The following is a 23,485-nucleotide window of genomic DNA, read 5'->3' as shown; positions in this document are numbered from 1 at the left end:
TGCGAGGCTAGCCAAAAGCCACGCGGCACGCCAGCCTTCGTTGCCAAGCGCGCGCGAGAAGGGTATCGCGGGTGCTTTGCACGGGCGCGCCGCGCATCGGCCGACCGTGAAAAGGCATCAGGAGAACATCATGGCCACGCTGGGGATTGATTTCGGAACCTCCAACACCGCGGCGGGCATCGCCATCGGCGGCACCCCGCGACTGATCTCGCTGGAGGCCGAGGCACAGACCCTTCCGACGGCGGTCTTCTTTGATTTCGAGGCGCGGGAAATGCGGATCGGTGCCGCGGCATCCGACGCGCTGCTGGCCGGGGCAGAGGGCCGCTATATGCGCGGGTTGAAAAGCCTGCTTGGCACCCGGCTGATGCGCGAACGAAGGGTGCTTTTGGGCGAAAGGCTCGATTTTATCGACATCGTGGCGCGGTTTCTGGCACGGGTCAAAACGCAGGCCGAAGCCGCCACGGGAATGTACTTCGACAGTGCGCTCTCGGGGCGTCCGGTGCGCTTTCATTCCGCCGATGACGCCCGCGATGCACAAGCCCTGACAGACCTGCGCGAGGCATATGGCCGGGCGGGTTTCGATCACGTAGACTTCATGAACGAACCCGAAGCCGCCGCAATTGCCAATCGCGCGGCCTTGCGTCCCGGGGATCTGGGGCTGGTCATCGATATTGGCGGCGGCACCTCGGATTTCACGTTGTTCCGGCAGCGCGGGAATGATGAGATCGACATTCTGGAAAGCCACGGCATTCGGCTGGGCGGGACCGATTTCGACCGGTCCCTGTCGATCGGGCGGGTGATGCCGCAGCTTGGCATGGGCAGCGAAATTCGCCACGCTTTCGGGGGTGACACACATATCGCGCCCAATGCGATCTTTAACGATCTGGCCACTTGGGCGAAGATCCCGTTTCTCTATGGGCCGGAGACCCGTAAGGCGGCGGCGGAACTCCATAAGTTCGCCGAACATCCCAAACGTCTGGCTCGCTTGGTCAAAGTGCTTGATGAAGAGCTTGGTCATGACCTCGCCTTTGCTGTCGAAGCGGGGAAAATCCGTGCCAACGGGGCGGGCGACGCGGGGGATGCTGAACCGGTGATCGACCTGTCGATGCTCAAACCCCGCGCGACCTTGCCCCTGCCTCGCGATTGGATGCGCAAGCGGCTGTCGAAGCTCGCCGTCCAGATGGGGGACGCGGCAGAGGCGACGGCGCAGAAGGCAGGCCTCGCGCCCGAGGCAGTGGACCGGCTGATCTTTGTCGGCGGGTCGAGCCTGATGGCGGTGGTCGAAGAGGAGATGCGGGCGCGGTTTCCCCGGGCGGAACTGCATCGGGGGGCGGCGCTGACGGCGATTGTTGAGGGGTTGGCCTTGCGGGCCGGTGGGAATGAACACGGCTGATCCGGCTGGTTGAGAGTGCGGGATCGGTATTTGAGAAAGGATGAAGGTGAAGGGGGGAGGCTCGACAGGGCCGCTGGTGGTGCGGCATGGGGCTGCGGTCTTTTTACTGTGCAGATGGTCGGGGCGGGCTATGTTCATCATGTCCATGAATTTCAGGAAGAACGCGAATGGCCCCACTGATCCAGAAGAAACCCCCGACCTCTGCTGTGCAGGAGGAGGCGGAAGAACGCTCTGTCAGTGATGCGGCGGCGCTGTCGCCCAAGCTGATCTATGAGGTAATCCGGCGCGAGGGGCGCGACGAGTTGAATCGAACCAACCGTTCGCTGATCTGGTCGGGGATTTCCGCGGGGATGCTGATCAGTCTTTCTGTCTTGGGCGAGGCGATTTTCCGGACCTATCTGCCGGATGCGGAGTGGCGGTTTTTGCTAGAGAACCTTGGCTATTCCTTGGGTTTCATCGCGGTCATCATGGGCCGGATGCAGTTGTTTACCGAGAACACCATCACCACCGTCTTGCCGCTGATGCAGGAGCGTAGTTTGGGTGTTTTGTGCAGCCTGTTGCGGCTTTGGGGTGTTGTATTGGGGGCGAATGTCGTCGGGGCCTTTGCGGCGGCGGCGCTATTTATCTATACGCCTGCGATTCCAGAAAACATTCTGCCCGCCATTATCAGCCTTTCGGAACATGCCACCGGGATGGGGGTGTCGGAGGCTTTCTGGCGGGGCATTCCGGCGGGCGTGATCGTGGCGCTGATCGTTTGGATGCTTCCGCAGGCGGATGAGACCGCTTTTTTCCTGATCCTGACCTTCACTTGGCTGATTGCGGCGGGGGATTTCACGCATATCGTCGCGGGTTCGGTCGAGATGGCCGCGCTGATCCTGCATGGCGGCTTGGGGGTCGGTCAGGCGATCTTTGGCTTCTTCCTGCCGGTGCTTGTGGGCAACATCATCGGCGGCACGGTGGTCTTCACCCTTGTTGCTTGGGGCCAGGTCCGCGACGATGTGGAGGACAGTTGAGGCAAAGCGGTCCCGATCAATGGCGGGGCCGAATTGAGAGGAATGGCATTGGTGTTGCGCAGACCCCCGACCCGACCGGCGATCTATTGGGATGCTTTCAAGGCGAGCCTGAAACAGGCGGCGGAGGACAACCTTGCGCTGATCTCGGCCGGGGTGGCGTTTTTCGCCATGTTGTCGCTGTTTCCGGCGCTGGCCGCATTGATCGCGCTTTTGGGGTTGATTTCAGACCCTGTCGTCGTCGTCGCCCAATTGGAGGAAGTGCGCGGACTGCTGCCGGATGATGTCTATGACATCATCAATACGCAGGTGACCGGCTTGGTCACCGCGCGGGCCGATACATTGGGTTGGGCCGGTATCGTGTCATTGCTGGTGGCGCTTTGGTCCGCCCGGGCCGGGGTGGGGGCGATGGTGATCGGATTGAACGCCGTTTACAATGAGCGCAACCGCAATGCCGCGAAACACTACCTTCATGCCCTGCTTCTGACGGTGAGCCTTGTGGCGGTCGGCATCGTGGCGCTGCTGGCGGTAGTGATCGCGCCGATCATTCTGGCCTTCATCCCGCTTGGCCCCTTTGGCAATGCGGTGGCCGACCTTTTGCGTTGGACCGTGGCGACGGTGGTTTTGTTTGCTGGGGTTGGGGTGCTTTACCGCTTTGGGCCGAACCGGCGGGCGGCGCGGCTGCCTTGGCTCAGCAGCGGGGCGATTTTGGCGGTGCTGTCTTGGGCGGTGCTCTCCATCGGTTTTTCCTATTATGTGGCCAATTTCGGCAACTATAATCAGGTCTATGGCTCGATCGGGGCGGTGATCGCGATGTTAATCTGGCTTTGGATCAGCAGCTTTTTGATCTTGTTTGGGGCCGCATTGAACGCGCAGGTGGAGCGGCGGACGCGGCCTGACAGCACCGTCGGCCCGGCCAAACCGCGGGGTCAGCGCGGGGCGGAGGCGGCGGATACCTATATCGATCTGGCGCAGGACTGACGGTTAGAGCAGCGGGCGTTTTTGGCGGCTTTCCGGATCGGTCATCCCCTCTTTCGCCAAGGCGGCGAGATCGTTGATTTGCAGCACCCTGTCGGACCATGACAGCAATTGACGCTCCTTCAGGGCGCCGAGGGTCTTGTTGGTGTGCACCACCGAGAGGCCAAGCGCATCGGCCAGATCGCGTTGGGAATAGGGCAGCAGCATCTGGTTGTGGGTGACCATCCCGAGCGACTGGCCGCGTTCGAAAATCTTGACCATCGCCCAAGCGATGGCCTGCATCGCGGTGCGTTGGCCGATGGTGGCGAGGACTTCGCCCATGAAATGCTCTTCGATGGCGGCCAGCCAAGTGATGTCAAAAGCGCGTTCGGGGTGGGATTTGAAGAAGTTCCAGAACTCACTGCGGTTGAAAACGCAGAGCCGCATATGGGTGCGGGCTTCGACGGAATGGCCCATTTCGCCCATGATGCCTGCCTGTAGCCCGATGAAATCGCCGGGGAAGACAAAGCTGATGACCTGCCGGCTGCCGTTCTCTAGCGTCTTGTCGCGGATGCCCATTCCGGTGAGCGCCGTGTAAAGCTGGGGCGAGTTCGACCCTTCCAGCAGGATCGGCGTGCCCGGTTCGACGGTCAACTCACCCGACTTGAACTTCTCCATGAAGCTCACTTCTTCTTTCGACATCGGCAGGAAGGCATCCTTGCGCCGAAGGGGGCAATAGCGGCATTGTGTCGTCATTAGATAAAATTTGCCTTCATATGTCTTAGTTTAATGCGCGCGTTTTGCGCACCCCCTACACCGGCGACTTTGCTTACCCGGGGGAAGACCATGTCGATCTTGATCTACGAACCGGACCCATTGGTCTGTTCAGACATAAATGAAACGCTTTCTGCCGCGTTTCCGCAATCTCAAATTGAAGTATTGGAAAGCTTTGATCTCAGCGTCTTGGTGGACAACGTCAACGACACGGAATTCGCGGTCCTGTCGCTGCGGCGCGAACAGTTGCAGCAGCATCTGTCGGAACTGTCGAACTTGCAGGAGTGGTTTCCGATCATCTGCATCATGAACGATACGCCACGGCTGGCGAAGGTGGGCGAGCGGTTGAAATTCATCACCCGCCCGTTTTCCAGCAGCAACCTGCTGGCCGCTATTAACGGCGCGCTTTCTGACCCGCGGTTATGCCAGCCAGAAATGCCATGACCAGGTTCTTCAGGCCATCATGATCGGAAGCGGCGGGGTCTTCTTGCCGGGACGGCTGCGCCGCGGCCTCACCATCTGACCCGGCGATGGCGAGCAAGAGAAAGCCCATACCGAAATAAAACGCGCCGAGGATCAGCGCGGCGGTGAGCGCTGTGGTGACGGTGATGAGGTAAAGCCACGCCGCCAGCGTAAGAAACAGCAGGCCGATCAGCAAAAAAAGCACGGCCCCGGCGCTGAGCATGGCGGTACGCAGCGCCCGTCGCAGGGAGCCGCGCAGATGTTGCATCACCGAAGACAGCATTTAGCGGCGGGCCGTCACAAGACCGACGAGGAAACCGATGCCTGCGGCAATCCCCAAAGCGGTTCCGGGCTGGGCCTTGAGGAATTCCTCGGCCTGTTGCTGAACTTCCATCGCCTTGAGACGCCCCGTATCGGCGAAATCATTCGCCGCATTGCGGGCATTGTCCCGCATCTCTTCCGACTTGGCCTTGCCATAGTCGCCCAGGGTTTCGGTCAGCGATGCGATGTCTTTTTTAAGAAGTGCGATCTGATCCGACAGATCGTCAATCGTCACCTCTTTTGCGGCAGCGGTTGTGGTCTTGGCCATGCGGGCCTCCTGAATGTTTGGGTGATGTTAGGCGGCACGCGCTTTTAATGCAAAGGGTTCCCTGCGCGACGTTGCGCGCGGGGAACCCTGTTTTCGCGGCTCAGCTTCAGGCGTTGAGCGTTTCCGTGGAGGAAAAGAACATCGCTTGCGACACGGCCGAGACGACCTGATCAACCGAATAAGGTTTGGAAATCAGGAAGGCAGGCTCGGGCTTGTCGCCGGTCAGCAGACGCTCGGGGAAGGCGGTGATGAAGATCACCGGACGCATGCCCAGCTCGTTCAGCAGGTCGTTCACCGCGTCGATGCCCGATGAGTTGTCGGCCAGCTGGATATCGGCGAGGATCAGGTCCGGCACATCGGCCTTGCCCAGTTTCACCGCCTCTTCGCGGGTGCGGGCGATGCCGGTCACCCGGTGGCCCATCTCGGCCACGATGGATTCAATGTCCATCGCGATGATGGCTTCGTCTTCGATGATCATCACCGAACCCGAGGTGCTGTCGGCCATTTCGCGATGGGCGATCTGGATCAACTCGCCCGCTTCGGCCTCATCCACACCGATGATCTTGGCGATTTCCCCGTGAGAGAAGCCTTCGATCGTGTGCAGCAAAAGCGCTTCACGGCTGTTGTTCGTGAGGCTGGAAAGATGGCGCTGTGCCTTGGCCCGCGGGCCGCTTTCGCCCTCTTCGACCGGGGCACCTGCGCTGGCCCAAATACCGTACAAAACCTTGAAAAGACCCGTCTTTGTATCTACTCCATCGAGCACCGAGCGATCAACCAAGATGGCTTCGAGGGCTGCCGCGGCAAAGGTGTCGCCACTGGTCTGGCTGCCTGTCATCGCCCGCGCGAACCGGCGAAGGTAGGGGATGTTGGCTCCCAGTTCATCGCTGATGCTGGTCTTTTGTGTCGCATCGTTCATCTAGTCGAATCCTTTTTACTTTTCTTGGAACCAAACACGTCGACATTGTGTTTGGTTCCAGTATGCATGCATAATTATTCAAACGAGACGACGATGCCAGAGGTGATGTTAGTGAATTCAGGAAACAAGGACGAGCGCGAGCGCGTCATCGACGACAACCTCAAACGGGTCTTCGATGAGACGCTCGAAGAAGGCATCCCTGATCGTTTCAAGGATCTGCTTCAGAAGTTGAAGGAACAGGATTCAGAAAAAGGAACGTCATGATGACCCGTCCCGATCCGCGCGACGAGCTGGTAGAACATCTGCCGGCCATGCGGGCCTTTGCCATCAGCCTGACACGCAATGGTGCCACGGCAGACGACATGGTGCAGGATACCTTGGTCAAGGCGTGGACCAACATCGAAAAGTTCCAAGAAGGCACAAATATGCGTGCTTGGCTCTTCACGATCCTGCGCAACACCTACTATTCCTCGCGCCGCAAAGCGAAGCGCGAAGTCTCGGACGTGGATGGCGTGCTGACCGATGGGCTGGCCGAAAAGCCCGCGCACGATGGCCACATGCAGATGACCGACTTCCGCAAGGCACTGGCTCTTTTGAAGGACGAACAACGCGAAGCGCTGCTTCTTGTCGGGGCCTCCGGTTTCTCTTACGAAGAGGCCGCGGAAATGTGTGGGGTCGCTGTTGGCACCATCAAAAGCCGCACCAACCGGGCGCGTGCCCGCCTTGCCGAACTGCTGGGTCACCATGACGACGAGTCGCTTGAAATGACCGATGACGCAACAATGTCTGTCCTATCCGCATCTAAAGTTTCCTCTTTCTAAATATGACATCTGGCTTCTTCAGCGGTGATCTGATGCGTGGGCTGACGATCCGTATCCTGCTGTTCCTGTCTCTCGCGCTTTTGCCCATCGGGCTGATCGCGGTTGTACAGACACGGCAGATCGCGGATCAAAGTCGCCAAAGCGCGGAGCTATCGCTGATCGCCGTCACGGAACAAGCCTCCGCGGCGGAACGCCGGGTGATCCAAGAGGCCTTTGGCGCGGCAGAAGCGCTCACCGCCATCGTGCGGCTCAGGCGGGAAGATCCCGAGGAATGCACGGCCTTCCTTAGGGAATACAAACAGGCGTCAGACATTTATTCGCTTGTGGGTTTCATCGGGCTAGACGGACAAATGACCTGCTCCTCCACGGGGCAGGATCATGACTTTTCGCAGGATGAGAATTTCCAGACCCTGCTGGAAAACCCCGTCCGCCGCGCGATGCCAGTGTTGCAGGGGGCGGTCAGCAACCAAGTGGTCACGCTGATCAACGCGCCGGTCTACGAAGAGCGCGAGTTGATCGGCTTCATGGCGCTTAGCATCCCCGAGGATGCCATCAACGCGATCCGCGAGCCCAAGTCCAAACACAGCAGCGTTGCGATGATGACCCTCAATAAGATGGGTCATATCCTTACCACCGAAAACGGGCTTGAGGTGGCCAAGACGGAATATCCCAACGATGTCGCCCTGTCGCTGCTGACCACCAAAGAGCCCAATGTCTTTCTTTCGCAAAATTCCGACGGCCAAGAACGCGCCTATGTGATCGTGCCGATCGTGCCCGACACGGTCTTCGCGCTTAGCGTTTGGCCCAGCAACACCCCGTTTTTGGACACCGGCGTTTCGACCCGCCTCAGCGCGCTTTTGCCCATCGTCATGTGGCTGGCGAGCCTTATCGTGGCCTTCTGGGCGCTGAACCGTCTGGCGATCAACCATATCCGCAAGCTCGGGCGGCAGATGCGGCGCTTCGCGCTGAACCGCACCCTGCCGCGTGGGACACTCGGCCCCTCGGTTCCCACCGAATTGGTCGAGATGGAGTCTGCTTTTGTTGGCATGGCGGAATCCATCTTGCGGGACGAGGCGACGTTGGAAGACAGCCTTCGGCAGAAAAACATCCTGCTGAAAGAGGTGCATCACCGGGTTAAGAACAACCTGCAACTGATCTCTTCGATCATGAACATGCAGATCCGGCAGGCCAAAAGCGAAGATGCGCGTTTCGTGCTGCGCCGGTTGCAAGACCGTATCCTCAGCCTCGCCACGGTGCATAAGAACCTTTATCAGAATGACGATCTGGTCCGCGTCAATGCCAGCGAATTGCTGCGTGAGATTGTGGGCCAGATGCTCTCAGTCGGCTTGCCTTCCGGCTCTGGCGTGAAGGTCGAACAGTCCTTCGAGCCAATCAAGATCGACGCCGACGATGCCGCGCCGCTGACCCTGCTGGTCTCTGAGGCGCTGACCAATGCGCTTAAATACGTCTCGACAGTCGAACATGGCAAAGGCTTTATTTCGCTTAAACTGATCCAAACCGGGCCAGAGCAGGCGATGCTCGAAGTGCGCAACACCATCGGCAACCCCGAAGAGGTGAAGTCCGGCACCGGGCTAGGCTCGCGTCTGATCCTAGCCTTTACCCGCCAGTTGAACGGCCAGGTCGAGGTCGAAACCAACGACGACATCTATCAGATCAGGGTGAACTTCCACGTCCCGACCGACAGTAAAATGATCTACGATTACTGAGGCCCCAAAGCCCCAATGGAATCTGGCCCAAAACGTGGCGGACCGATCACAGACTCGTCATAGGCGAAAAATTTGTCGGAACCCTTTGGCCTGCGCGCGGTTGAGCACCTGAAACGCAGTGCTAAAGAGGAACACGGAGATGACCACGGAGCTTTTTCTCGGCGGTCTGACCATCCTGACCTTAGCGGCGGTCATCATCCTTGCCCTCACCACGGGCCGAAGGGAACTTCACCCGGATGAGGACCGCACCGGGCGCGAAAAACAGCAACCGGAGACCCAAAGGTCGAACTACCGGTCAGACTACTAAGACCTGACACCCCCTATCGACCGCCCCGAGCAGAATGCTCGGGGCGGTCGATATTTATGGGGCACCTTTTTTTAAAAACTGGGCGGGGTACAGGCGCTGACGATCTCGCAACTTTCGGACCCGGTGTTGCGGAACCGATGCGGCAGGCGGCTGTCGAACAGATATCCGTCCCCGGCATGAAGCAAGCTGACCGCGCCATCCACCGTTACTTCGATGCTCCCGCGCACCACGACCCCCGCCTCTTCGCCCTCATGGCTCAGAAACTCAGGTCCGGTATCGGCGCCGGGCTCATAGGTTTCATGCAAAACCTGAAGCGCGTGATGCGCGGCACTGCCCAGCTGACGCAGGGATACGCCGCCCTGATGACTTGGTGAAATCTCGGTCAACTCCTCCGCGCGGTAGAAGACTTTGGCGCTGTCGTCTTCTTCTAAAATCGCGAAAAATTCGGCCATGCTGATGGGAATCGCGTCCAACAGGCTTTTGAGCGACGCGACCGAGGGGCTGGTTCGGTTCTTTTCGATCAGCGATATCGTGCCATTGGTCAGCCCGGCCTTGGCCGCAAGCTCCCGTTGGGAGAGCCCGTGTTTCTTGCGGATCGCTCTGAGTTTATCGCCGACGTTCAATGGCTTGTCCTTTGTAGGCCCCCGCGCCGCCGCTACGGGGCACGGCCTTGGGTCAACCGGGGGGTCACGGGAATTGTTAGATAGAGGCTGCGATCGCGATTGACAATTATATTAAACGGAATATGGATTTTTTAAACGACACGTCACTGCCCCCTCTCTTTCGCAATAAGGTATCTGTTCCATGTCCAGCACCGTCAAGAAATCACCCCGGAAATCCGCGGCCAAAGCCAAAGCCGCGCCGCAGATCTCCGTGGTCGAAACCAACCCAGCGACCCAGCCCGACGGTCAGACCAACGCCGACCTCATCGCGCGCCGCGATGCCGCCGTGCCGCGCGGCGTCGCCTCCGCCGCGCCGATCTACGCGAAATATGCCGAGAACGCCGAGCTATGGGACGTGGAAGGCAACCGCTACATCGACTTCGTCGGCGGCATCGGCGTGCTGAACACCGGGCACCGTCACCCCAAGGTGGTCGAGGCCGCCAAGGCGCAGGAAGACCACTACACCCACACCAGCTTTCAGGTCGTGCCCTACGGGCCTTACGTCGAACTGGCCGAGAAGCTGAACGCGCTCGCCCCCGGTGACGCGCCCAAGAAGACGCTGCTGGTCACCACCGGCGCCGAAGCCGTTGAGAACGCCGTGAAAATCGCCCGCGCCGCCACCGGCCGCCCGGGCGTCATCGCCTTCACCGGCGGCTACCACGGCCGTACCCTGCTGACGCTTGGTATGACCGGCAAGGTCACGCCCTATAAGAAAGATGTCGGCCCCTTCCCCGCGGATGTCTTCCGCGCGCCTTTCCCCTCTGTCCGCGACGGGATCACCGTGCAGGACGCGCTGACCGGGCTGAAAAACCTCTTCCTCACCGATGCCCAGCCCGAACGTGTCGCCGCGATCATCATCGAGCCGGTGCTTGGCGAAGGCGGCTACACCCCCGTGCCCTTCGAAATGATGCAAGAGCTGCGCACGATCTGTGACCAGCATGGCATTCTCTTGATCGCTGACGAAGTGCAGGCGGGCTTTGGCCGCACCGGCACATGGTTCGCGATCGAGCATTCCGGCGTGGTGCCAGACCTGATCACCGTGGCGAAATCCATGGCAGGTGGCTATCCGCTGGCCGGTGTCATTGGCCGCGCCGATGTGATGGACGCTATGGACCCCGGCGGCTTGGGCGGCACCTATGGCGGCAACCCGGTGGCCTGCGCTGCGGCACTGGCAGCCATCGAGGCGATCGAAGACGAAGGTCTTCTGGCCCGCTCGACCGCGATGGGCGACACGCTCAAAGCCCGCTTTGCCGAGATTGGCAAGCGTTCCGCCCCCTTCCGGTTCTGGGACATCCGTGGCCTTGGGGCCATGGTCGCCGTTGAGTTCGTGACCGACTTCGACAGCGCCAAGCCCGATGCCGACTTCACCAAACGGGTCATCGCCCATGCGCTGAAGCGCGGCCTGCTGCTGCTGAGCTGTGGCATGTATGGCAACGCCGTGCGCGTGATGGTCCCGCTGACAGCCTCCGACGCCATCGTAGAAGAGGGGCTCGCCATCTTTGAAGAGGCCGTCGCCGCCGCTGTCGCCGAAGACCAGAAGTAAACCAAGCGGTCACACCGGATGGATCGGGCGCGCGGGGCAACCTGCGCGCCCATTTTTATGGCGTCCCTCCGGCGGGGGCATCCTGTCCCACCTCGGCCCTTGGCATCCGCCGGGGAAGCGCGCAAACTCCGCCCGAAATCAACGCCGGAGTGACGATGCCCTTGTTTGCCCCCTGCCCCATGCGCACCCTTGCGGGGATGTTTCACGTGAAGAGCCTGCCATGAGCGCGCCAATGCGTCCCGGCCCGCGCAACCTGATCACCGATGTGGCAGGGCTGAAGGTGGGCAATGCGCAGGATGCGCGGCTGAAATCCGGCAGCACCGTGCTGATCGGCGACGCGCCCTTCACCGCCTCTGTCCACGTCATGGGCGGCGCGCCCGGCACGCGAGAGACAGACCTGCTGGCCCCCGACAAAACCGTCGCGGCGGTCGATGCGCTGGTGCTCTCGGGCGGCTCTGCTTATGGGCTGGATGCCTGTTCGGGGGTGGTGGATGCCCTACGCGCACAGGGCCGCGGCTTTCGCGTGGGGGACGCGCTGATCCCGCTGGTGCCCGGCGCGATCCTCTTCGATCTGCTGAACGGCGGCGATAAGGATTGGGCGCAGAACCCCTATGCCGATCTTGGCCGCCAAGCCTTGGAAGCGGCGGGCGAAGATTTTCAAATAGGCTCTGTCGGCGCGGGCACCGGCGCGCTGAGCGCGATGGTCAAAGGGGGCCTCGGCTCCGCCAGTTTGCAATTGCCCGATGGCAGCACGGTCGGCGCGCTTGTCGGGGCCAATCCGGTGGGCGCCGTCACCACCCCCGGCGACCGCTATTTCCACGCCGCCCCCTTTGAGATCGACGGAGAGTTCGGCGGGCTAGGCCCCGACCCATCCGCCGGGCTGGGGCTGAGCTTCGAGAGCCGCAAGATGGCGGCCATGTCGGCCCGCGCCAATACCACCATCGCCATCGTCGCCACCGACGCCACGCTGACCAAGGCCGAATGCCAGCGCGTCGCCGTGGCGGCCCATGACGGCATCGCCCGCGCCGTGGTGCCTGCGCATATGCCCAATGACGGCGATCTGGTCTTCTCCCTCTCCACCGCGGCGCGGCCTGCGGGGGATGTGGCGATGATCGGCCATGCCGCGGCCCTCTGCCTGTCGCGCGCCATCGCCCGCGCCATCTATGCGGCCACCCCCGCCGATGGGGATCTTTTGCCTTGTTGGAGCACGTTGAATGCCTGATCTGCCCCTCTCCGATATCTCACTTCACTACGAGGTCGACGGGCGCGGCCCGCCGCTTTTGATGCTAGCCGGGATGCTGAGCGACAGCGCGAGTTGGGGCGCACTGGACCCTTTGCTTTCCGATCACTTCACCCTGATCCGGCCCGACAACCGCAGCACCGGGCGCACGACCCCTTGGAACGCCGAAACCTCCGTCGCGCAGATGGCGCGGGATGCGCTGGCGCTGATGGATCACCTGGGGCATGACACCTTTCACGTTGTCGGCCATTCGATGGGCGGGCTGATGGCGATGGAGCTTTTTGGCCTCGCGCCGGGTCGCATTCGAGCGCTGAGCATCCTCGCCTCCGCCCCAGTTCGCGCACCCCGGACCATGGCAGTCTTCGATGCGTTGCTCGCCGTGCGCCGCGCGCCAGAAGGGGAGCAGCTTTGGCTGCGCGCGCTCTACCCTTGGATTTTCGCCCCCGGTTTCTTCACCGATCCTGACAATACCGAGGCCGCCCTCGCCGCAGCACTGGCCTATCCCCATGCACAGAGCGCAGATGCCATGGCCCATCAACTCGAAGCGCTGCGCGGTTTCCGCCCCACGGTACGGCCCGCTGAGCTGACCTGCCCGACCCAAGTGCTCCACGGGGCCGAAGACCTGCTGATCCCCCGCGCCGCCGCCGAGAAGGCTTTTGCAGAAATTCCCGATGTGACCCAGACCACCCTGCCCGAGGCGGGCCATTCGATCCATTGGGACGCCGCCGAGGCCGTCGCCCAACATCTGCGCCAATTCCACGACACCGCCGGAGACCCGAGATGACACAAGACCTTTACGGATTGGAAACCTCTACCGACCGCCCGGAAACCTTGCAGGCGATCAATGACTTCATCCACGGCTTCCTGTCCTACCAACCCAAGGCCGCGGGCATCATCGCCGCCGCCGATGCCGACCCCGATGGCCCGCTGGTCAATGCCTATGCGGCACTCTTGTGGATGTTCCTCGAACACCCCATCGCCCCTGAGAAGGCCCGCCCCTATCTGGACCGCGCCAAGGCAGCCCCCGGCGCCAATGCTCGCGAACAAGAAGTGATCCGCGCCGTTGGGCATTGGATCGACAGCGATGTGCCCGCCCTCGTCGCCGCCTGTGATGCCATCACCGATAAATGGCCGCGCGATCTGGCGATGCTGAAACTGGCGCAATACCACCTGTTCAACACCGGCGATGCCGCAGGCATGTTGCGCATGGCGTTGAAATCCCTGCCCGAGGCCGAAGACATTGCCTATACCCACGGCATGATCGCCTTTGGTTATGAGCAATGCCATCTGCTCGACCGGGCCGAGGCTGCTGCCCGCCGGGCGATGGAATTGCGCCATGATGAGCCTTGGGCGCACCACGCCCTTGCTCATGTGATGCTAACGCAAGGCCGCGTCGCCGAAGGGGCGCGTTTCATGGAAAGCGTGGCCGAGACGTGGAGCGATCTGAACTCCTTCATGCGGAGCCACAATTGGTGGCATCTGGCGCTGTTCTACCTGTCGCAGGGCCGTCACGACGATGTGCGCGCCGCCTATGACCAGCGTATCTGGGGGCTGGAAAAGGACTATTCCCAAGACCAAGTCGGCGCCGTGTCCCTGCTGGCGCGGATGGAATTCGCGGGTGTCGATGTGGGCGACCGTTGGGGCGATGTGGCCGACCATGTGGCGGCCCGTGGGGCGGATACGGTGAGCCCCTTCCTGACGCTGCAATATCTCTATGCCCTTTGCCGCACCGGGCGGCCCGAGGCGGCAGAGATGCTCAGCGCGATCAATGCCCGCGCGAGTGAGACTGCCGCCCATGACCACGCCGCATGGGCCGAGGTCGCACTGCCCGCCGCCCGGGGCATCGCTGCCCATGCCAAGGGGGATTGGGCCACGGCGACCCGCGAGCTTGGCATGGCCCTGCCCCGCATGGCCGAATGCGGCGGCAGCCATGCGCAGCGTGACCTGTTCGAGCAAATCCACCTCGACGCGCTGGTGCGCGATGGACGGGCCTCTGCCGCGCAGCAGGTGCTTGAGATGCGCCGCACCTATGACCCCGATGGCGTGCCGCTGAACCTGATGCTGGGGGAGGTCTATGAAAAGACCGGCCTGCCGGATCTGGCGGCCCAAGCCCGCGCGCGGGCCGAACGCACGCTGGCCGGGGCCTAGACCGAACCGCGCGCTTTAGGCGCGCGGGCCGACGGTGACTTCGAACTCGGAGATGCCGTCGACCCCCCCGGTGATCACATCGCCGGGCTGCACCGCCGCGACACCGGCAGGCGTGCCGGTCATGATGATGTCACCCGGCGCCAAGGTCACGGCCTGCGACAGGGTGGCGGTATGCTCCCGCACCGACCAGATCATCTGCGACAGATCGGCCTCCTGCTTCATCTCGCCATTCACCGCGAGCCAAAGGCGGCCCTTCTCGACCGAGGGGACATCGGCCATGGGCAGGATCGGCGCGATGGGCGCGGAGTTGTCAAAGGCCTTGGACCAGTCCCACGGGCGGCCCATCTTCTTGGCCTGTGCTTGAAGATCGCGGCGGGTGAAATCAATGCCCACCGAGGCGCCCCAAATGTGATCCATCACATCGGCTTCCGCGATATTCGCGCCGCCCTTGCCGATGGCGATGACAAGCTCGGCCTCAAAGTGGAAATCCTCCGTCAGCGGCGGATAGGGCACGGTGCAGGGCGTATCCAGCGTGGCATCGGCGGGTTTGGTGAAAAAGAACGGCGGGTCGCGCATGTCATTGCCCATCTCAAGCACATGCGCCTCATAGTTGCGGCCCACGCAAAAGACACGGCGCACCGGAAAACGGTCGCTGGTGCCTTGAACGGCAAGGCTGCTTTGCTTGGGGGGATCAATCACATACATCACGGGTGTTCCTTTTGGCATAATGCCGCCAAGGAACACCCGCGCTTCGTAACAGTCAATGACCCCTTGCGCTTATAAGCCTTTGAGCGGCCACTCTTTCACAGTTCGCCGCCTTTGCGGATGGCCTCTTGCACCTCGGCGATCTCCTCGGCGCTGAGCCCATAGTCCGCCGCCGCAACCTCGGCGCTGATGTAACCGCGCAGAAGGTCGCGCTTGACCTGCGCCTTGGGGCGTTCCTCGGCAGGGCCGTAGCCGGCACCGCCGGGGAAGGCCATCAGCACCTTCGCCCCATGTGGCACGAACTGTTTGCCCTTGCCGCGCATCGGCGTGCCGTCGTCGCGGGCGATGGTGGTGGGCGCGCCGGGCTTGCCGCCCTGCCGCCCGCGTGCGGGGTGATCGACGCGGTCAAACATGGCCTGCATGTCGAACTCATGCCCCTCGCGCGCGCCGACTTCCATATATTGCCCCAGCCCGCCGCGCTGGCGCCCCGCGCCGCCGCTGTCGGGGCGCAACTCCTTGCGCCAGATGACGACGGGACCGGCATGTTCCGTGGCCTCCACCGGCATGGTCATCACGCCCGAGGGGAAGGCCGTGGCATTGAGCCCGTCGTGCTCGGGTCGCGCTCCCGAACCGCCGGAGTTGAAGGTCAGCACCTCGGCCCGGCGCGCGCCTGCGGGCGCTTGCGTATCGGTGCGGGGCCGCAGGCTGACCTGGAAGTTACACAGACACCCCGCCCCTTCGGCCGGGACGAGGTCCGGCAGGATCTGATCCAACGCCGCATAGACCGTATCTGGCACGAAGTGGCCCACGATATGCCGCAGGGCCACCGGTGCGGGGTGCACGGCGTTGACGATGGTATCCTCGGGCGCGGTGATCCGGAACGGCTCCAGCGAAGCGGCGTTGTTCGGAATCTCCGGCGCGATGGCGCATTTCAGCGCGTAGCAGGCATAGGCCTTGGTATAGACCAACGGACAGTTGATGCCCTTCTTATCGATCCCGCTGGTGCCTGCGAAATCCGACAAGATGTGATCCTCGGCAATGCTCACCGTGACCTTCAGCGTGATCGGCGTGTCGAAGCCGTCGATCGTCATCTCGCCAGTCGCCTGCTGCCGTGGCAGCGCCGCGATCCGCTCCAAGGTGGCACGGCGGGAATTGTCGAGGATGAAGGCGGCGATGCCGGTGAGATCGTCGAGGGCGAATTCCTCCATCATGTCGATGAGGCGGCGGTGACCGATCTCGTTGCAGGTGGTCAGCGCGTAGATGTCGCCAATCAGCTGATCCGGCTCGCGCACGTTGCCGCGGATGATCCGCACCAGCGTCTCATCGACCTTGCCCGCATCGGCGAACTTCATGATCGGCAGATAGAGCCCTTCCTCGTAGACGCTCGCCGCATCCGCGCCGAACCCGCGCCCGCCGATGTCGACGATATGCGCGGTGCAGGCGAAGAACCCCACGAGCTTGCCGCGGTGGAAGGAGGGCGTGACCATGGTGATGTCATGCAGGTGACCGGTCCCTTCCCAAGGATCGTTGGTAATATAGACGTCGCCTTCGAGGATGTTCTGCCGCCCAATACGCCGGATAAAATGCGCCACGGCGTCCGCCATGGCATTGACGTGGCCAGGGGTGCCGGTGACAGCCTGCGCCAACATCCGGCCTTCGGTGTCATAGACGCCCGCGGAAAGGTCCCCCGCCTCGCGCACCGAGGTCGAGAAGGCAGTGCGCACCAGTGCCTGCGCCTGCTCTTCGACCACCGAGATGAGGCGGTTCCACATGACCTGATAGGCGACGTTGGAATGTGTCTGTGCCATGGGCTTACCCTTTCACGGTGATGTCGATGCAGCCGTCGGGCTGGCAGATCGCCCGGCGCGAGGCGGGCAGGATGATTGTCGTCTCATCCTCGGTGATGGCGGCGGGGCCTTCGGCGGTCTGGCCCGGGGCCATCTGCCCGCGCAGCACGACGTCGGCCTTGCAGTACTCGGAAAGCGCCGGGTCGAAAATACGCCGTGTTAGAGCCACATTCGCCGCCGCACCCGGGGACTGCTCTGCGGTGCGGGCGACCGCCTCGGGCGGGGTGGTGGCATTGACCGACCAGACCGTGATCTCGATGTCCAAGCCCTCGACGGTGCGGCCGAAAAGCTTGGCGTAATCGGCCTCGAACAAAGCCTCGAAACGCGCGGCATCGGGGTTTAGCGCGTCCGCTTCGTCCAGCACGATGGGGATCTCCCAACCCTGCCCGCTGTAGCGCATGTAGACCTTGTATTCCGACAGGATCTTGGCCCCGGCATCGCAGTTGCGGACAAAGCCGGTGGCCTCGTCGCGCAGTTCCGCCAGCAGCGTCTTGATGCGGGTCGCGTCGAAGTCCGACAGCTTCATGTAGACCGAGCGGTTGGCCTCGAAGCTGAAAGGCGCGCGCAGGAAACCGATGGCTGAGCCGACCCCGGCACCGGGCGGCACCAGCAGGCGCTCGACGCCCAGTTTCTCGCACAGCCGCCCGGCATGCAGCGGGGCCGCGCCGCCGAAGGCGATCATCGTGTAGTCGCTGAGGTCCTCGCCGTTCTCCACCGCATGGACCCGCGCGGCGTTGGCCATGTTCTCGTCCACCACCTCGGCCAGACCGAAGGCGGTGGTGGCAGCGTCCATGTCGAGCTCCTGCCCGATGATCTGGCTCAGCGCCGTCTCGGAATTGGAGGTTTCGAGCCGGATCGAACCGCCCGCGAAATTGTCGGGGTCGAGCTTGCCCAGCACCAGATCGGCATCGGTCACCGCGGGCTTCTCCCCACCGCGCCCGTAACAGGCAGGCCCCGGCTCGGAGCCCGCGCTTTCCGGCCCCACCCGGATCTGCCGCATCGCATCCACATGGGCCAGCGAGCCACCGCCCGCACCAATCTCGACCATGTCGATCACCGGAATCGAGATCGGCATGCCGGAGCCTTTCTTGAAGCGATAGGTCCGCGCCACCTCAAAGCCCCGGCTGGTCTTGGGCGTCTGGTTCTTGATCAGACAGATCTTGGCCGTGGTGCCGCCCATGTCAAAGCTCAGCACCTTATCGAGCCCGTAGCGCGCGGCGATGTTGGCGGCGAAAACCGCGCCGCCTGCGGGGCCCGACTCCACCAGCCGCACGGGGAATTCAGCGGCGCTTTCAATCGAGATAATCCCGCCGCCGGAGTGCATCAGGAAGATGTTGCAGCCCACACCTTCGTCCTGCAGCCGCCCTTCGAGCCGTCCGAGGTAGCTCTTCATCAGCGGCTTGATATAGGCATTGGCAACCACGGTGTTGAACCGCTCATACTCGCGCATCTGCGGCGAGACCTCGGAGGAGATCGAGACCATGACGCCCGGCAGCTTCTCTTCCAGAACCTCGCGGACCATCCGCTCATGCGCATCGTTCAGGTAGGAATGGATCAGCCCCACCGCGACGCTTTCATAGCCCGCTTCGGCAATACGGTCGGCCAGCGCTTCGACCTCGGCGCGGTCAAGCGGGACCAGCACGGCGCCTGTCGCATCAACGCGCTCTTCCACCGTGTAGCGCATCTGGCGCGGCAGCAGCGGCTCGGGCAGGTTGAGGTTGAGGTCATATTGCTCAAACCGGCTTTCGGTGCGCATTTCGATCACGTCACGGAAGCCTTGGGTGGTGATCAGCGCGGTCTTGGCCCCGCGCCGTTCGATCAGCGCGTTGGTTGCCAGCGTGGTGCCGTGGATGATCTGCGTGAGGTCGGCGGGCGTGATCCCGGCCTTGGCGCAGACCTGATGCATCCCGTCGATGATCGCGTTCTCGGGCGCGGCATAGGTGGTCAGCACCTTGGTTGAGAAACTCTCGCCGCCCTTTTCCAGCACCACGTCGGTGAAGGTGCCGCCGATGTCTACGCCCAGTCGGATGGTTGATGCCATGTCTCACTCCTGTTTGGGCGCAGGATAGGGGTGGGCACAGCATCGGTGCAAATTATTATATTCTATGGGTGTGAAAGGTTTTTTCGATCCTCGACATCGAAGCTTCGGGCGCAGTCGCGGGCCAGTTCAGCGGCGCGGGCGACATAGGCGGGCGTGCGATCCGCGTGATAACGCGCGGCGACTTGCAGCGGGCGCGGGTGCCACGCGGCGGGTAGAATCCGCAGCGCCCCATCGGCCAGCGCGCCAGCCACCATGACACGCGGCATCACGGCGACGCCCATCCCGTCGAGCACCATGTTCATCGCCGCCGACAGGCTGCTGGAGGGCACCAAACGGGCCTTGGGGGCAGTCGAGCCATCGAAATGGCCGATCAGATCAGAATGAGCCTGCGTATGCCGCGCATGGCCCAGCACCGGATGGCGCAGCATGGCGTCGAAGTCGGGCGCGGGGCCGATCTGGGCGGCCAATTCCGGCGCGGCCACCCAGATGTAGTCATAGGTCGCCAGATCCAGCCGCCCGCTCGCCGGGGTCGAGAAGGGTGCGGTTTGCAGGGTCAGGTCGAGCGCATGAGCGGCAAGCTCCTGATCCAGATCGCGCGAGAGATCGACGGTAAGTTCGACAGTGAGATTGGGATAGGCATCGGCCAGCGCGCGCAGAAAGGGACGCAGCCATGTGCTGGCAACCACTTCGGTCACGCCAAGGCGGAGGCTGTCGTCGATCAGGTCGGGCCGCGCGGCGGTCTCGACCAGCGCTTCGGCCTCGCGCAGGACGCGGCGGGCTTGGGCCAGCAGTGCGGTGCCCTTTTCGGTGAGCCGGATCGACCCGGCATCGCGCTGCATCAGGGTGACGCCCAAGGTTGCCTCCAGCCCGGAAATCCGGGCTGAGATATTGGGCTGTGTCGTGTTCAGATGCGCGGCGGCGCGGCGGAAACTGCCTAGGTCTGCGACCCAGATCAGCGCTTCAAGCTGTTTCAGCGTGAAGAGATTGCCGATCATTCGCGCCAGTCAAAGAAACCCGGTCCGGCCTCGACCAGAAGCTTGCGGGCCATCGCCTCGCCCGCCTCGGCCCCGTCGGAAATGGCGCAGGTCACGTCATCGCCGATGGCGTCCGACCCGTCGGGGCGCAGCACTTGGCCGCGCAGGCGCATCTCGCTGCCGTTGAGTTCGGCCAGACCGGCGATGGGTGTCTCGCAAGACCCATCGAGGGTGGCGAGGAACGCGCGTTCGGCGGCAAGCTGTTCGCCAGTCTTGCGGTCATGGATCGCCGAGAGCATCTCGGCGGCGCGGCTGTCGTCCTCGCGCCGCTCAACCCCGATGGCGCCCTGCGCGATGGCAGGCAGCATGTCGTCGGGGTGCACGGCAGCCTGCGGCACGTCGTCCATTTGCAAGCGGTTCAGCCCGGCCATAGCGAGGAAGGTCGCCTCCGCCACACCGTCATCAAGTTTTTTCAAACGAGTCTGCAAGTTGCCACGAAACTCGACCACTTCCAGATCAGGCCGCCGCAGTTTCACTTGCGCGCGGCGGCGCAGGCTGGAGGTGCCGACGACCGCGCCTTCGGGCAACTCGCTAATGGATTTCAGATGCGGTGAGATGAAAGCGTCGCGGCAGTCCTCGCGCGGCAGATAGGTGTCGATCAACAGCCCCTCGGGTTGCAGCGTCGGCATGTCCTTCATCGAATGCACCGCGATGTCGATGGAGTCGTCGAGCAGCGCGGCCTCGATCTCGCGGGTGAACAGCCCCTTGCCGCCGATCTCTTTCAGCGGGCGGTCGATGATCTTGTCGCCCGTGGTCTTGATCACGACGATGGTGAAAGCCTCGAACGGCAGATCGAAGGCGGCGGCGAGCCGGTCGCGCACCTCATTCGCCTGCGCGAGCGCCAGAAGCGATCCGCGTGTGCCGATGTTGAGAGGCCGGGCCGGGGTGGGAAGCTGATACGTCATGACGCATCCCTACCCCCGTCGACATGAACTGACAACTGCTGTACCTGCGCTACCTACGGGTTTGCCACAAATAGGAACGCCATAATGACTGCGAATAAGACCATCCTGCGCGCCCTTGCGGGCGAAACCCTGCCGACGCCGCCGATCTGGATGATGCGGCAAGCCGGGCGCTACCTGCCCGAGTATCGCGCGACCCGGGCCGAGGCAGGCGATTTCCTGTCGCTGTGCTACAACCCGGAACTGGCCGCCGAGGTGACGTTGCAGCCGATCCGCCGCTATGGTTTCGACGCTTCGATCCTTTTCGCCGACATCCTGCTTGTGCCACAAGCGCTCGGCGCCGATCTGTGGTTCGTCACTGGCGAGGGCCCACGGCTGTCGACGATCACGACCAAGGCCGAGATGGAGGCGCTGAAGCCTGCTGATGCGATCCACGACCATCTCGCGCCGATCTACGAGACAGTGCGCATCCTGTCGCGCGAACTGCCCGAAGAGACGACGCTCATCGGTTTCGCAGGCGCGCCTTGGACGGTGGCGACCTATATGATCGCGGGCAAGGGCACGCCGGATCAGGGGCCAGCCCATGCGCTAAAGGACGAGAACCCCGAGGTGTTCGATGAGCTGATGGAGCGGATCACGCTGGCGACAATCGAATACCTCGACATGCAGATCAAGGCAGGAGCCGAGGTGGTAAAGCTCTTCGACAGCTGGGCCGGATCGCTGGAAGGCACGGATTTCGACCGCTATTCGACAGAGCCGCTGCGCCAGATCATCAGCGCGCTGAAGGCGCGTCATCCGGGCGTGCCCGTGATCGCCTTCCCGCGTGGAGCCGGGGCGCGTTTCGCCAATCTACATGCCGCCACCGGGGCCGATTGCATCGCCGTCGATGACGGGGTGAGCGCCGAGTGGGTGGCCGAACATGTGCAGCCGCATGGCTGTGTGCAGGGCAACCTGAAATCCTCGCATATGGTGACGGGTGGGGATGCGCTGGTGCAGGAGACGCGGGCGATTTGCGATGCGCTGTCGAAGGGGCCGCATATCTTCAACCTCGGGCATGGGATCACGCCGGATGCGGATCCGGAGAATGTGCAGTTGATGATTGATACCGTTCGCGGGACGCGGGGGTAACAAGCCAACGCCCAAAGTTTAGATCGAGGGCCATCGCCTGCCCGCGGGTGGGCGATCTGACGGCTGTTATAGCCACTTTATCTATCAGCCTTGAGTTGCGCCCTCGAGGTCACGCCAAGCCATACCAAATCGCCTACCCGGTGGGGCGGGCAGGCGATGGCCCGGCGCCTGCGGCTTGACTCCGGGCCGGGATGGTAACCGTCACCGAAGGGTCAGCGCCTGACCGCGGGTTGGCGTACCGAAGGCTGTCAAAGCCACTTTATGGGGCAAGCATGATGTGCGCTCGCGAGGTCACGCCCAGCATCACCAAATCGCCTACCCGTCCGGGCGGGCAGGCGATGGCCCGGCGCCTGCGGCTTGATTCCGGGCCGGGGTGGTTAGCTCAAACCCACTTCGCCATCGGCGGCAGGCTCATCAGCACAGCATCCGGATCATGCCCCGTCTCCAGACCAAACTTCGTCCCCCGGTCGTAGACAAGGTTATACTCGGCATAGATCCCCCGGTGGCGCAGCTGCACGTCCTTGTCGTCCATGTCCCACGGCATCTCGCGCCGTTTGTCGACCACGGGCACATAGGCGGGCAGGAACGCGCGACCCACATCCTGCGTCAGCGCAAAATCCGCCTCCCAGTCGCCGCTGTTGCGGTCATCGTAAAAGATGCCCCCCACACCCCGCGCGCGTTTGCGATGGGGGATGTAGAAATACTCATCCGCCCAAGCCTTCAACTCATCATAGAGCGTGGCCCCATGCGGGTCGCAGGCGGCCTTCATCTCGGCATGGAAATGGTCGGTGTCCTCGTCATACTCGATGCAAGGGTTCAGATCCGCGCCGCCGCCGAACCACCATGCATGCGGGGTCCAGAACATGCGGGTGTTCATATGCACCGCAGGCACATGTGGGTTTTGCATATGCGCGACCAGACTGATGCCCGAGGCCCAGAAACGCGGATCTTCGGCCATGCCGGGCAGCCCCCTGCGCGCGGCCATGGCGGCCTGCGCCCGCTCGCCCAACTCGCCGTAGACGGTGGAGATATTCACGCCCACCTTCTCGAACACACGGCCCCCGCGCATCACCGACATTTCACCGCCACCGGCGTCCGATCCATCGGGGGCAGTGCGGGTGGTGTTGCTGACCACGAAACGCCCGGCCTCTTCCTCGCCCACATGACGCGCTTCGATGTCGTGGAACGCCTGAACGATGTCATCGCGAAGCTTGCGGAACCAATCCGCCGCGCGTGTCTTTTGGTCTTGCATGTCGTCGGTCATCTCTGGCCCGCCTTT

Annotated in this window: 24 protein-coding genes; 13 read left to right on the top strand and 11 right to left on the bottom strand. The window is 62.8% G+C overall.

The features are described 5' to 3' along the window. The first annotated feature begins 130 nt into the window (after nucleotides 1-130). From HKX24_RS02290 to HKX24_RS02280, 3 genes are all read left to right on the top strand, one after another. Complete coding sequence (locus HKX24_RS02290; protein ID WP_271692729.1) at nucleotides 131-1,393, top strand: Hsp70 family protein; 1,263 nt, start codon at nucleotides 131-133, stop codon at nucleotides 1,391-1,393. A gap of 167 nt (nucleotides 1,394-1,560) precedes the next feature. Then, entirely contained in the window at nucleotides 1,561-2,406 is an 846-nt protein-coding gene (locus tag HKX24_RS02285) for a formate/nitrite transporter family protein (RefSeq protein WP_168612603.1), read from the top strand. Between the two features lie 48 nt (nucleotides 2,407-2,454). Beyond that, on the top strand, nucleotides 2,455-3,384 hold the full coding sequence (locus HKX24_RS02280; protein WP_271692728.1) for a YihY/virulence factor BrkB family protein: 930 nt from the start codon (nucleotides 2,455-2,457) through the stop codon (nucleotides 3,382-3,384). 3 nt (nucleotides 3,385-3,387) lie between these two features. Here HKX24_RS02280 and HKX24_RS02275 read toward each other — a convergent pair whose 3' ends face one another. Continuing rightward, on the bottom strand, nucleotides 3,388-4,116 hold the full coding sequence (locus HKX24_RS02275) for a Crp/Fnr family transcriptional regulator (protein ID WP_271692727.1): 729 nt from the start codon (nucleotides 4,114-4,116) through the stop codon (nucleotides 3,388-3,390). A 90-nt stretch (nucleotides 4,117-4,206) separates the two neighbouring features. Here HKX24_RS02275 and HKX24_RS02270 point away from each other — a divergent pair, with 90 nt between their 5' ends. Continuing rightward, a complete protein-coding gene (locus tag HKX24_RS02270; RefSeq protein ID WP_271692726.1) occupies nucleotides 4,207-4,578 on the top strand; it encodes a hypothetical protein in 372 nt (123 codons plus the stop codon). On the opposite strand, the gene HKX24_RS02265 is transcribed toward HKX24_RS02270, so the two are convergent. From HKX24_RS02265 to HKX24_RS02255, 3 genes are all read right to left on the bottom strand, one after another. Then, entirely contained in the window at nucleotides 4,529-4,879 is a 351-nt protein-coding gene (locus HKX24_RS02265; protein WP_276153777.1) for a phage holin family protein, read from the bottom strand. The two genes, HKX24_RS02270 and HKX24_RS02265, sit on opposite strands and share 50 nt — an antisense overlap. Next, complete coding sequence (locus HKX24_RS02260; RefSeq protein WP_067264153.1) at nucleotides 4,880-5,185, bottom strand: DUF883 family protein; 306 nt, start codon at nucleotides 5,183-5,185, stop codon at nucleotides 4,880-4,882. Between the two features lie 106 nt (nucleotides 5,186-5,291). Further along, nucleotides 5,292-6,101 carry a response regulator gene (locus HKX24_RS02255; protein WP_067264155.1) on the bottom strand — a complete coding sequence of 270 codons (810 nt, stop codon included), beginning with the start codon at nucleotides 6,099-6,101 and terminating at the stop codon, nucleotides 5,292-5,294. A gap of 93 nt (nucleotides 6,102-6,194) precedes the next feature. Between HKX24_RS02255 and HKX24_RS02250 the strand changes: the two genes are divergently transcribed. The 4 genes from HKX24_RS02250 (at nucleotide 6,195) to HKX24_RS02235 (ending at nucleotide 8,956) form a co-directional block, all read left to right on the top strand. Next, nucleotides 6,195-6,365 carry a NepR family anti-sigma factor gene (locus HKX24_RS02250; protein WP_197470876.1) on the top strand — a complete coding sequence of 57 codons (171 nt, stop codon included), beginning with the start codon at nucleotides 6,195-6,197 and terminating at the stop codon, nucleotides 6,363-6,365. Further along, entirely contained in the window at nucleotides 6,365-6,922 is a 558-nt protein-coding gene (locus HKX24_RS02245) for an RNA polymerase sigma factor (protein ID WP_067264157.1), read from the top strand. Before HKX24_RS02250 ends, HKX24_RS02245 begins: the two co-directional genes overlap by 1 nt. 2 nt (nucleotides 6,923-6,924) lie before the next feature. After that, entirely contained in the window at nucleotides 6,925-8,649 is a 1,725-nt protein-coding gene (locus HKX24_RS02240) for a histidine kinase dimerization/phosphoacceptor domain -containing protein (protein ID WP_271692724.1), read from the top strand. Between the two features lie 139 nt (nucleotides 8,650-8,788). Beyond that, nucleotides 8,789-8,956, top strand: coding sequence for a hypothetical protein (locus tag HKX24_RS02235; RefSeq protein ID WP_271688683.1), 168 nt, complete (start codon nucleotides 8,789-8,791; stop codon nucleotides 8,954-8,956). 71 nt (nucleotides 8,957-9,027) lie between these two features. On the opposite strand, the gene HKX24_RS02230 is transcribed toward HKX24_RS02235, so the two are convergent. After that, nucleotides 9,028-9,579 (bottom strand): cupin domain-containing protein, encoded by a 552-nt coding sequence (locus tag HKX24_RS02230; RefSeq protein WP_209216952.1) that lies wholly within the window; start codon nucleotides 9,577-9,579, stop codon nucleotides 9,028-9,030. A gap of 181 nt (nucleotides 9,580-9,760) precedes the next feature. On the opposite strand from HKX24_RS02230, the gene gabT reads away from it, so the two are divergent. From gabT to HKX24_RS02210, 4 genes are all read left to right on the top strand, one after another. Further along, on the top strand, nucleotides 9,761-11,161 hold the full coding sequence (gene gabT / locus HKX24_RS02225; RefSeq protein WP_276153775.1) for a 4-aminobutyrate--2-oxoglutarate transaminase: 1,401 nt from the start codon (nucleotides 9,761-9,763) through the stop codon (nucleotides 11,159-11,161). 232 nt (nucleotides 11,162-11,393) lie between these two features. After that, nucleotides 11,394-12,383 (top strand): P1 family peptidase, encoded by a 990-nt coding sequence (locus tag HKX24_RS02220; protein ID WP_271693872.1) that lies wholly within the window; start codon nucleotides 11,394-11,396, stop codon nucleotides 12,381-12,383. After that, nucleotides 12,376-13,185, top strand: coding sequence for an alpha/beta hydrolase (locus tag HKX24_RS02215; RefSeq protein ID WP_271692722.1), 810 nt, complete (start codon nucleotides 12,376-12,378; stop codon nucleotides 13,183-13,185). The genes HKX24_RS02220 and HKX24_RS02215 overlap by 8 nt, the downstream gene beginning before the upstream one ends. Beyond that, nucleotides 13,182-14,549, top strand: a complete 1,368-nt coding sequence (locus HKX24_RS02210) for a tetratricopeptide repeat protein (protein ID WP_276153774.1) — start codon at nucleotides 13,182-13,184, stop codon at nucleotides 14,547-14,549. Before HKX24_RS02215 ends, HKX24_RS02210 begins: the two co-directional genes overlap by 4 nt. A gap of 15 nt (nucleotides 14,550-14,564) precedes the next feature. On the opposite strand, the gene HKX24_RS02205 is transcribed toward HKX24_RS02210, so the two are convergent. The 5 genes from HKX24_RS02205 to hemC form a co-directional block, all read right to left on the bottom strand. Next, nucleotides 14,565-15,254: a fumarylacetoacetate hydrolase family protein gene (locus HKX24_RS02205; protein ID WP_067262780.1), complete on the bottom strand. Its 690-nt coding sequence runs from the start codon at nucleotides 15,252-15,254 to the stop codon at nucleotides 14,565-14,567. A 98-nt stretch (nucleotides 15,255-15,352) separates the two neighbouring features. Further along, the gene (locus HKX24_RS02200; protein ID WP_271692720.1) at nucleotides 15,353-17,062 is read right to left on the bottom strand and encodes a hydantoinase B/oxoprolinase family protein; all 1,710 of its coding nucleotides are present in this window, start codon (nucleotides 17,060-17,062) and stop codon (nucleotides 15,353-15,355) included. Nucleotides 17,063-17,066: 4 nt separating this feature from the next. Continuing rightward, entirely contained in the window at nucleotides 17,067-19,142 is a 2,076-nt protein-coding gene (locus HKX24_RS02195; protein WP_271692719.1) for a hydantoinase/oxoprolinase family protein, read from the bottom strand. 62 nt (nucleotides 19,143-19,204) lie between these two features. Further along, on the bottom strand, nucleotides 19,205-20,137 hold the full coding sequence (locus tag HKX24_RS02190; RefSeq protein ID WP_271692718.1) for a LysR family transcriptional regulator: 933 nt from the start codon (nucleotides 20,135-20,137) through the stop codon (nucleotides 19,205-19,207). Next, the gene (hemC, locus tag HKX24_RS02185; protein WP_271692717.1) at nucleotides 20,134-21,081 is read right to left on the bottom strand and encodes a hydroxymethylbilane synthase; all 948 of its coding nucleotides are present in this window, start codon (nucleotides 21,079-21,081) and stop codon (nucleotides 20,134-20,136) included. Before hemC ends, HKX24_RS02190 begins: the two co-directional genes overlap by 4 nt. Nucleotides 21,082-21,165: 84 nt before the next feature. Between hemC and hemE the strand changes: the two genes are divergently transcribed. Then, nucleotides 21,166-22,206: a uroporphyrinogen decarboxylase gene (gene hemE / locus HKX24_RS02180; RefSeq protein WP_271692716.1), complete on the top strand. Its 1,041-nt coding sequence runs from the start codon at nucleotides 21,166-21,168 to the stop codon at nucleotides 22,204-22,206. Between the two features lie 382 nt (nucleotides 22,207-22,588). On the opposite strand, the gene hemF is transcribed toward hemE, so the two are convergent. Further along, nucleotides 22,589-23,470, bottom strand: coding sequence for an oxygen-dependent coproporphyrinogen oxidase (hemF, locus tag HKX24_RS02175; protein WP_271692715.1), 882 nt, complete (start codon nucleotides 23,468-23,470; stop codon nucleotides 22,589-22,591). Nucleotides 23,471-23,485: the final 15 nt, after the last annotated feature.

Source organism: Sulfitobacter sp. M85 (assembly GCF_029285915.1).
Lineage (GTDB): Bacteria > Pseudomonadota > Alphaproteobacteria > Rhodobacterales > Rhodobacteraceae > Sulfitobacter > Sulfitobacter faviae.
The sequence above is the reverse complement of the archived record's forward strand: the minus strand, read 5'-3'. Positions and strand labels throughout refer to the sequence as shown.

Excerpts from the sequence above, each read along its gene's own strand:
- HKX24_RS02270 (WP_271692726.1), top strand. The coding sequence starts at position 4,207 with ATGTCGATCTTGATCTACGAACCGGACCCATTGGTCTGTTCAGACATA.
- HKX24_RS02285 (WP_168612603.1), top strand. The coding sequence starts at position 1,561 with ATGGCCCCACTGATCCAGAAGAAACCCCCGACCTCTGCTGTGCAGGAG.
- HKX24_RS02275 (WP_271692727.1), bottom strand. The coding sequence starts at position 4,116 with ATGACGACACAATGCCGCTATTGCCCCCTTCGGCGCAAGGATGCCTTC.
- HKX24_RS02235 (WP_271688683.1), top strand. The coding sequence starts at position 8,789 with ATGACCACGGAGCTTTTTCTCGGCGGTCTGACCATCCTGACCTTAGCG.
- HKX24_RS02250 (WP_197470876.1), top strand. The coding sequence starts at position 6,195 with ATGCCAGAGGTGATGTTAGTGAATTCAGGAAACAAGGACGAGCGCGAG.
- HKX24_RS02215 (WP_271692722.1), top strand. The coding sequence starts at position 12,376 with ATGCCTGATCTGCCCCTCTCCGATATCTCACTTCACTACGAGGTCGAC.
- gabT (WP_276153775.1), top strand. The coding sequence starts at position 9,761 with ATGTCCAGCACCGTCAAGAAATCACCCCGGAAATCCGCGGCCAAAGCC.
- HKX24_RS02245 (WP_067264157.1), top strand. The coding sequence starts at position 6,365 with ATGACCCGTCCCGATCCGCGCGACGAGCTGGTAGAACATCTGCCGGCC.
- HKX24_RS02190 (WP_271692718.1), bottom strand. The coding sequence starts at position 20,137 with ATGATCGGCAATCTCTTCACGCTGAAACAGCTTGAAGCGCTGATCTGG.
- HKX24_RS02195 (WP_271692719.1), bottom strand. The coding sequence starts at position 19,142 with ATGGCATCAACCATCCGACTGGGCGTAGACATCGGCGGCACCTTCACC.
- hemE (WP_271692716.1), top strand. The coding sequence starts at position 21,166 with ATGACTGCGAATAAGACCATCCTGCGCGCCCTTGCGGGCGAAACCCTG.
- HKX24_RS02205 (WP_067262780.1), bottom strand. The coding sequence starts at position 15,254 with ATGTATGTGATTGATCCCCCCAAGCAAAGCAGCCTTGCCGTTCAAGGC.
- hemF (WP_271692715.1), bottom strand. The coding sequence starts at position 23,470 with ATGACCGACGACATGCAAGACCAAAAGACACGCGCGGCGGATTGGTTC.
- hemC (WP_271692717.1), bottom strand. The coding sequence starts at position 21,081 with ATGACGTATCAGCTTCCCACCCCGGCCCGGCCTCTCAACATCGGCACA.
- HKX24_RS02220 (WP_271693872.1), top strand. The coding sequence starts at position 11,394 with ATGCGTCCCGGCCCGCGCAACCTGATCACCGATGTGGCAGGGCTGAAG.
- HKX24_RS02255 (WP_067264155.1), bottom strand. The coding sequence starts at position 6,101 with ATGAACGATGCGACACAAAAGACCAGCATCAGCGATGAACTGGGAGCC.
- HKX24_RS02200 (WP_271692720.1), bottom strand. The coding sequence starts at position 17,062 with ATGGCACAGACACATTCCAACGTCGCCTATCAGGTCATGTGGAACCGC.
- HKX24_RS02240 (WP_271692724.1), top strand. The coding sequence starts at position 6,925 with ATGACATCTGGCTTCTTCAGCGGTGATCTGATGCGTGGGCTGACGATC.
- HKX24_RS02210 (WP_276153774.1), top strand. The coding sequence starts at position 13,182 with ATGACACAAGACCTTTACGGATTGGAAACCTCTACCGACCGCCCGGAA.
- HKX24_RS02290 (WP_271692729.1), top strand. The coding sequence starts at position 131 with ATGGCCACGCTGGGGATTGATTTCGGAACCTCCAACACCGCGGCGGGC.
- HKX24_RS02265 (WP_276153777.1), bottom strand. The coding sequence starts at position 4,879 with ATGCTGTCTTCGGTGATGCAACATCTGCGCGGCTCCCTGCGACGGGCG.
- HKX24_RS02260 (WP_067264153.1), bottom strand. The coding sequence starts at position 5,185 with ATGGCCAAGACCACAACCGCTGCCGCAAAAGAGGTGACGATTGACGAT.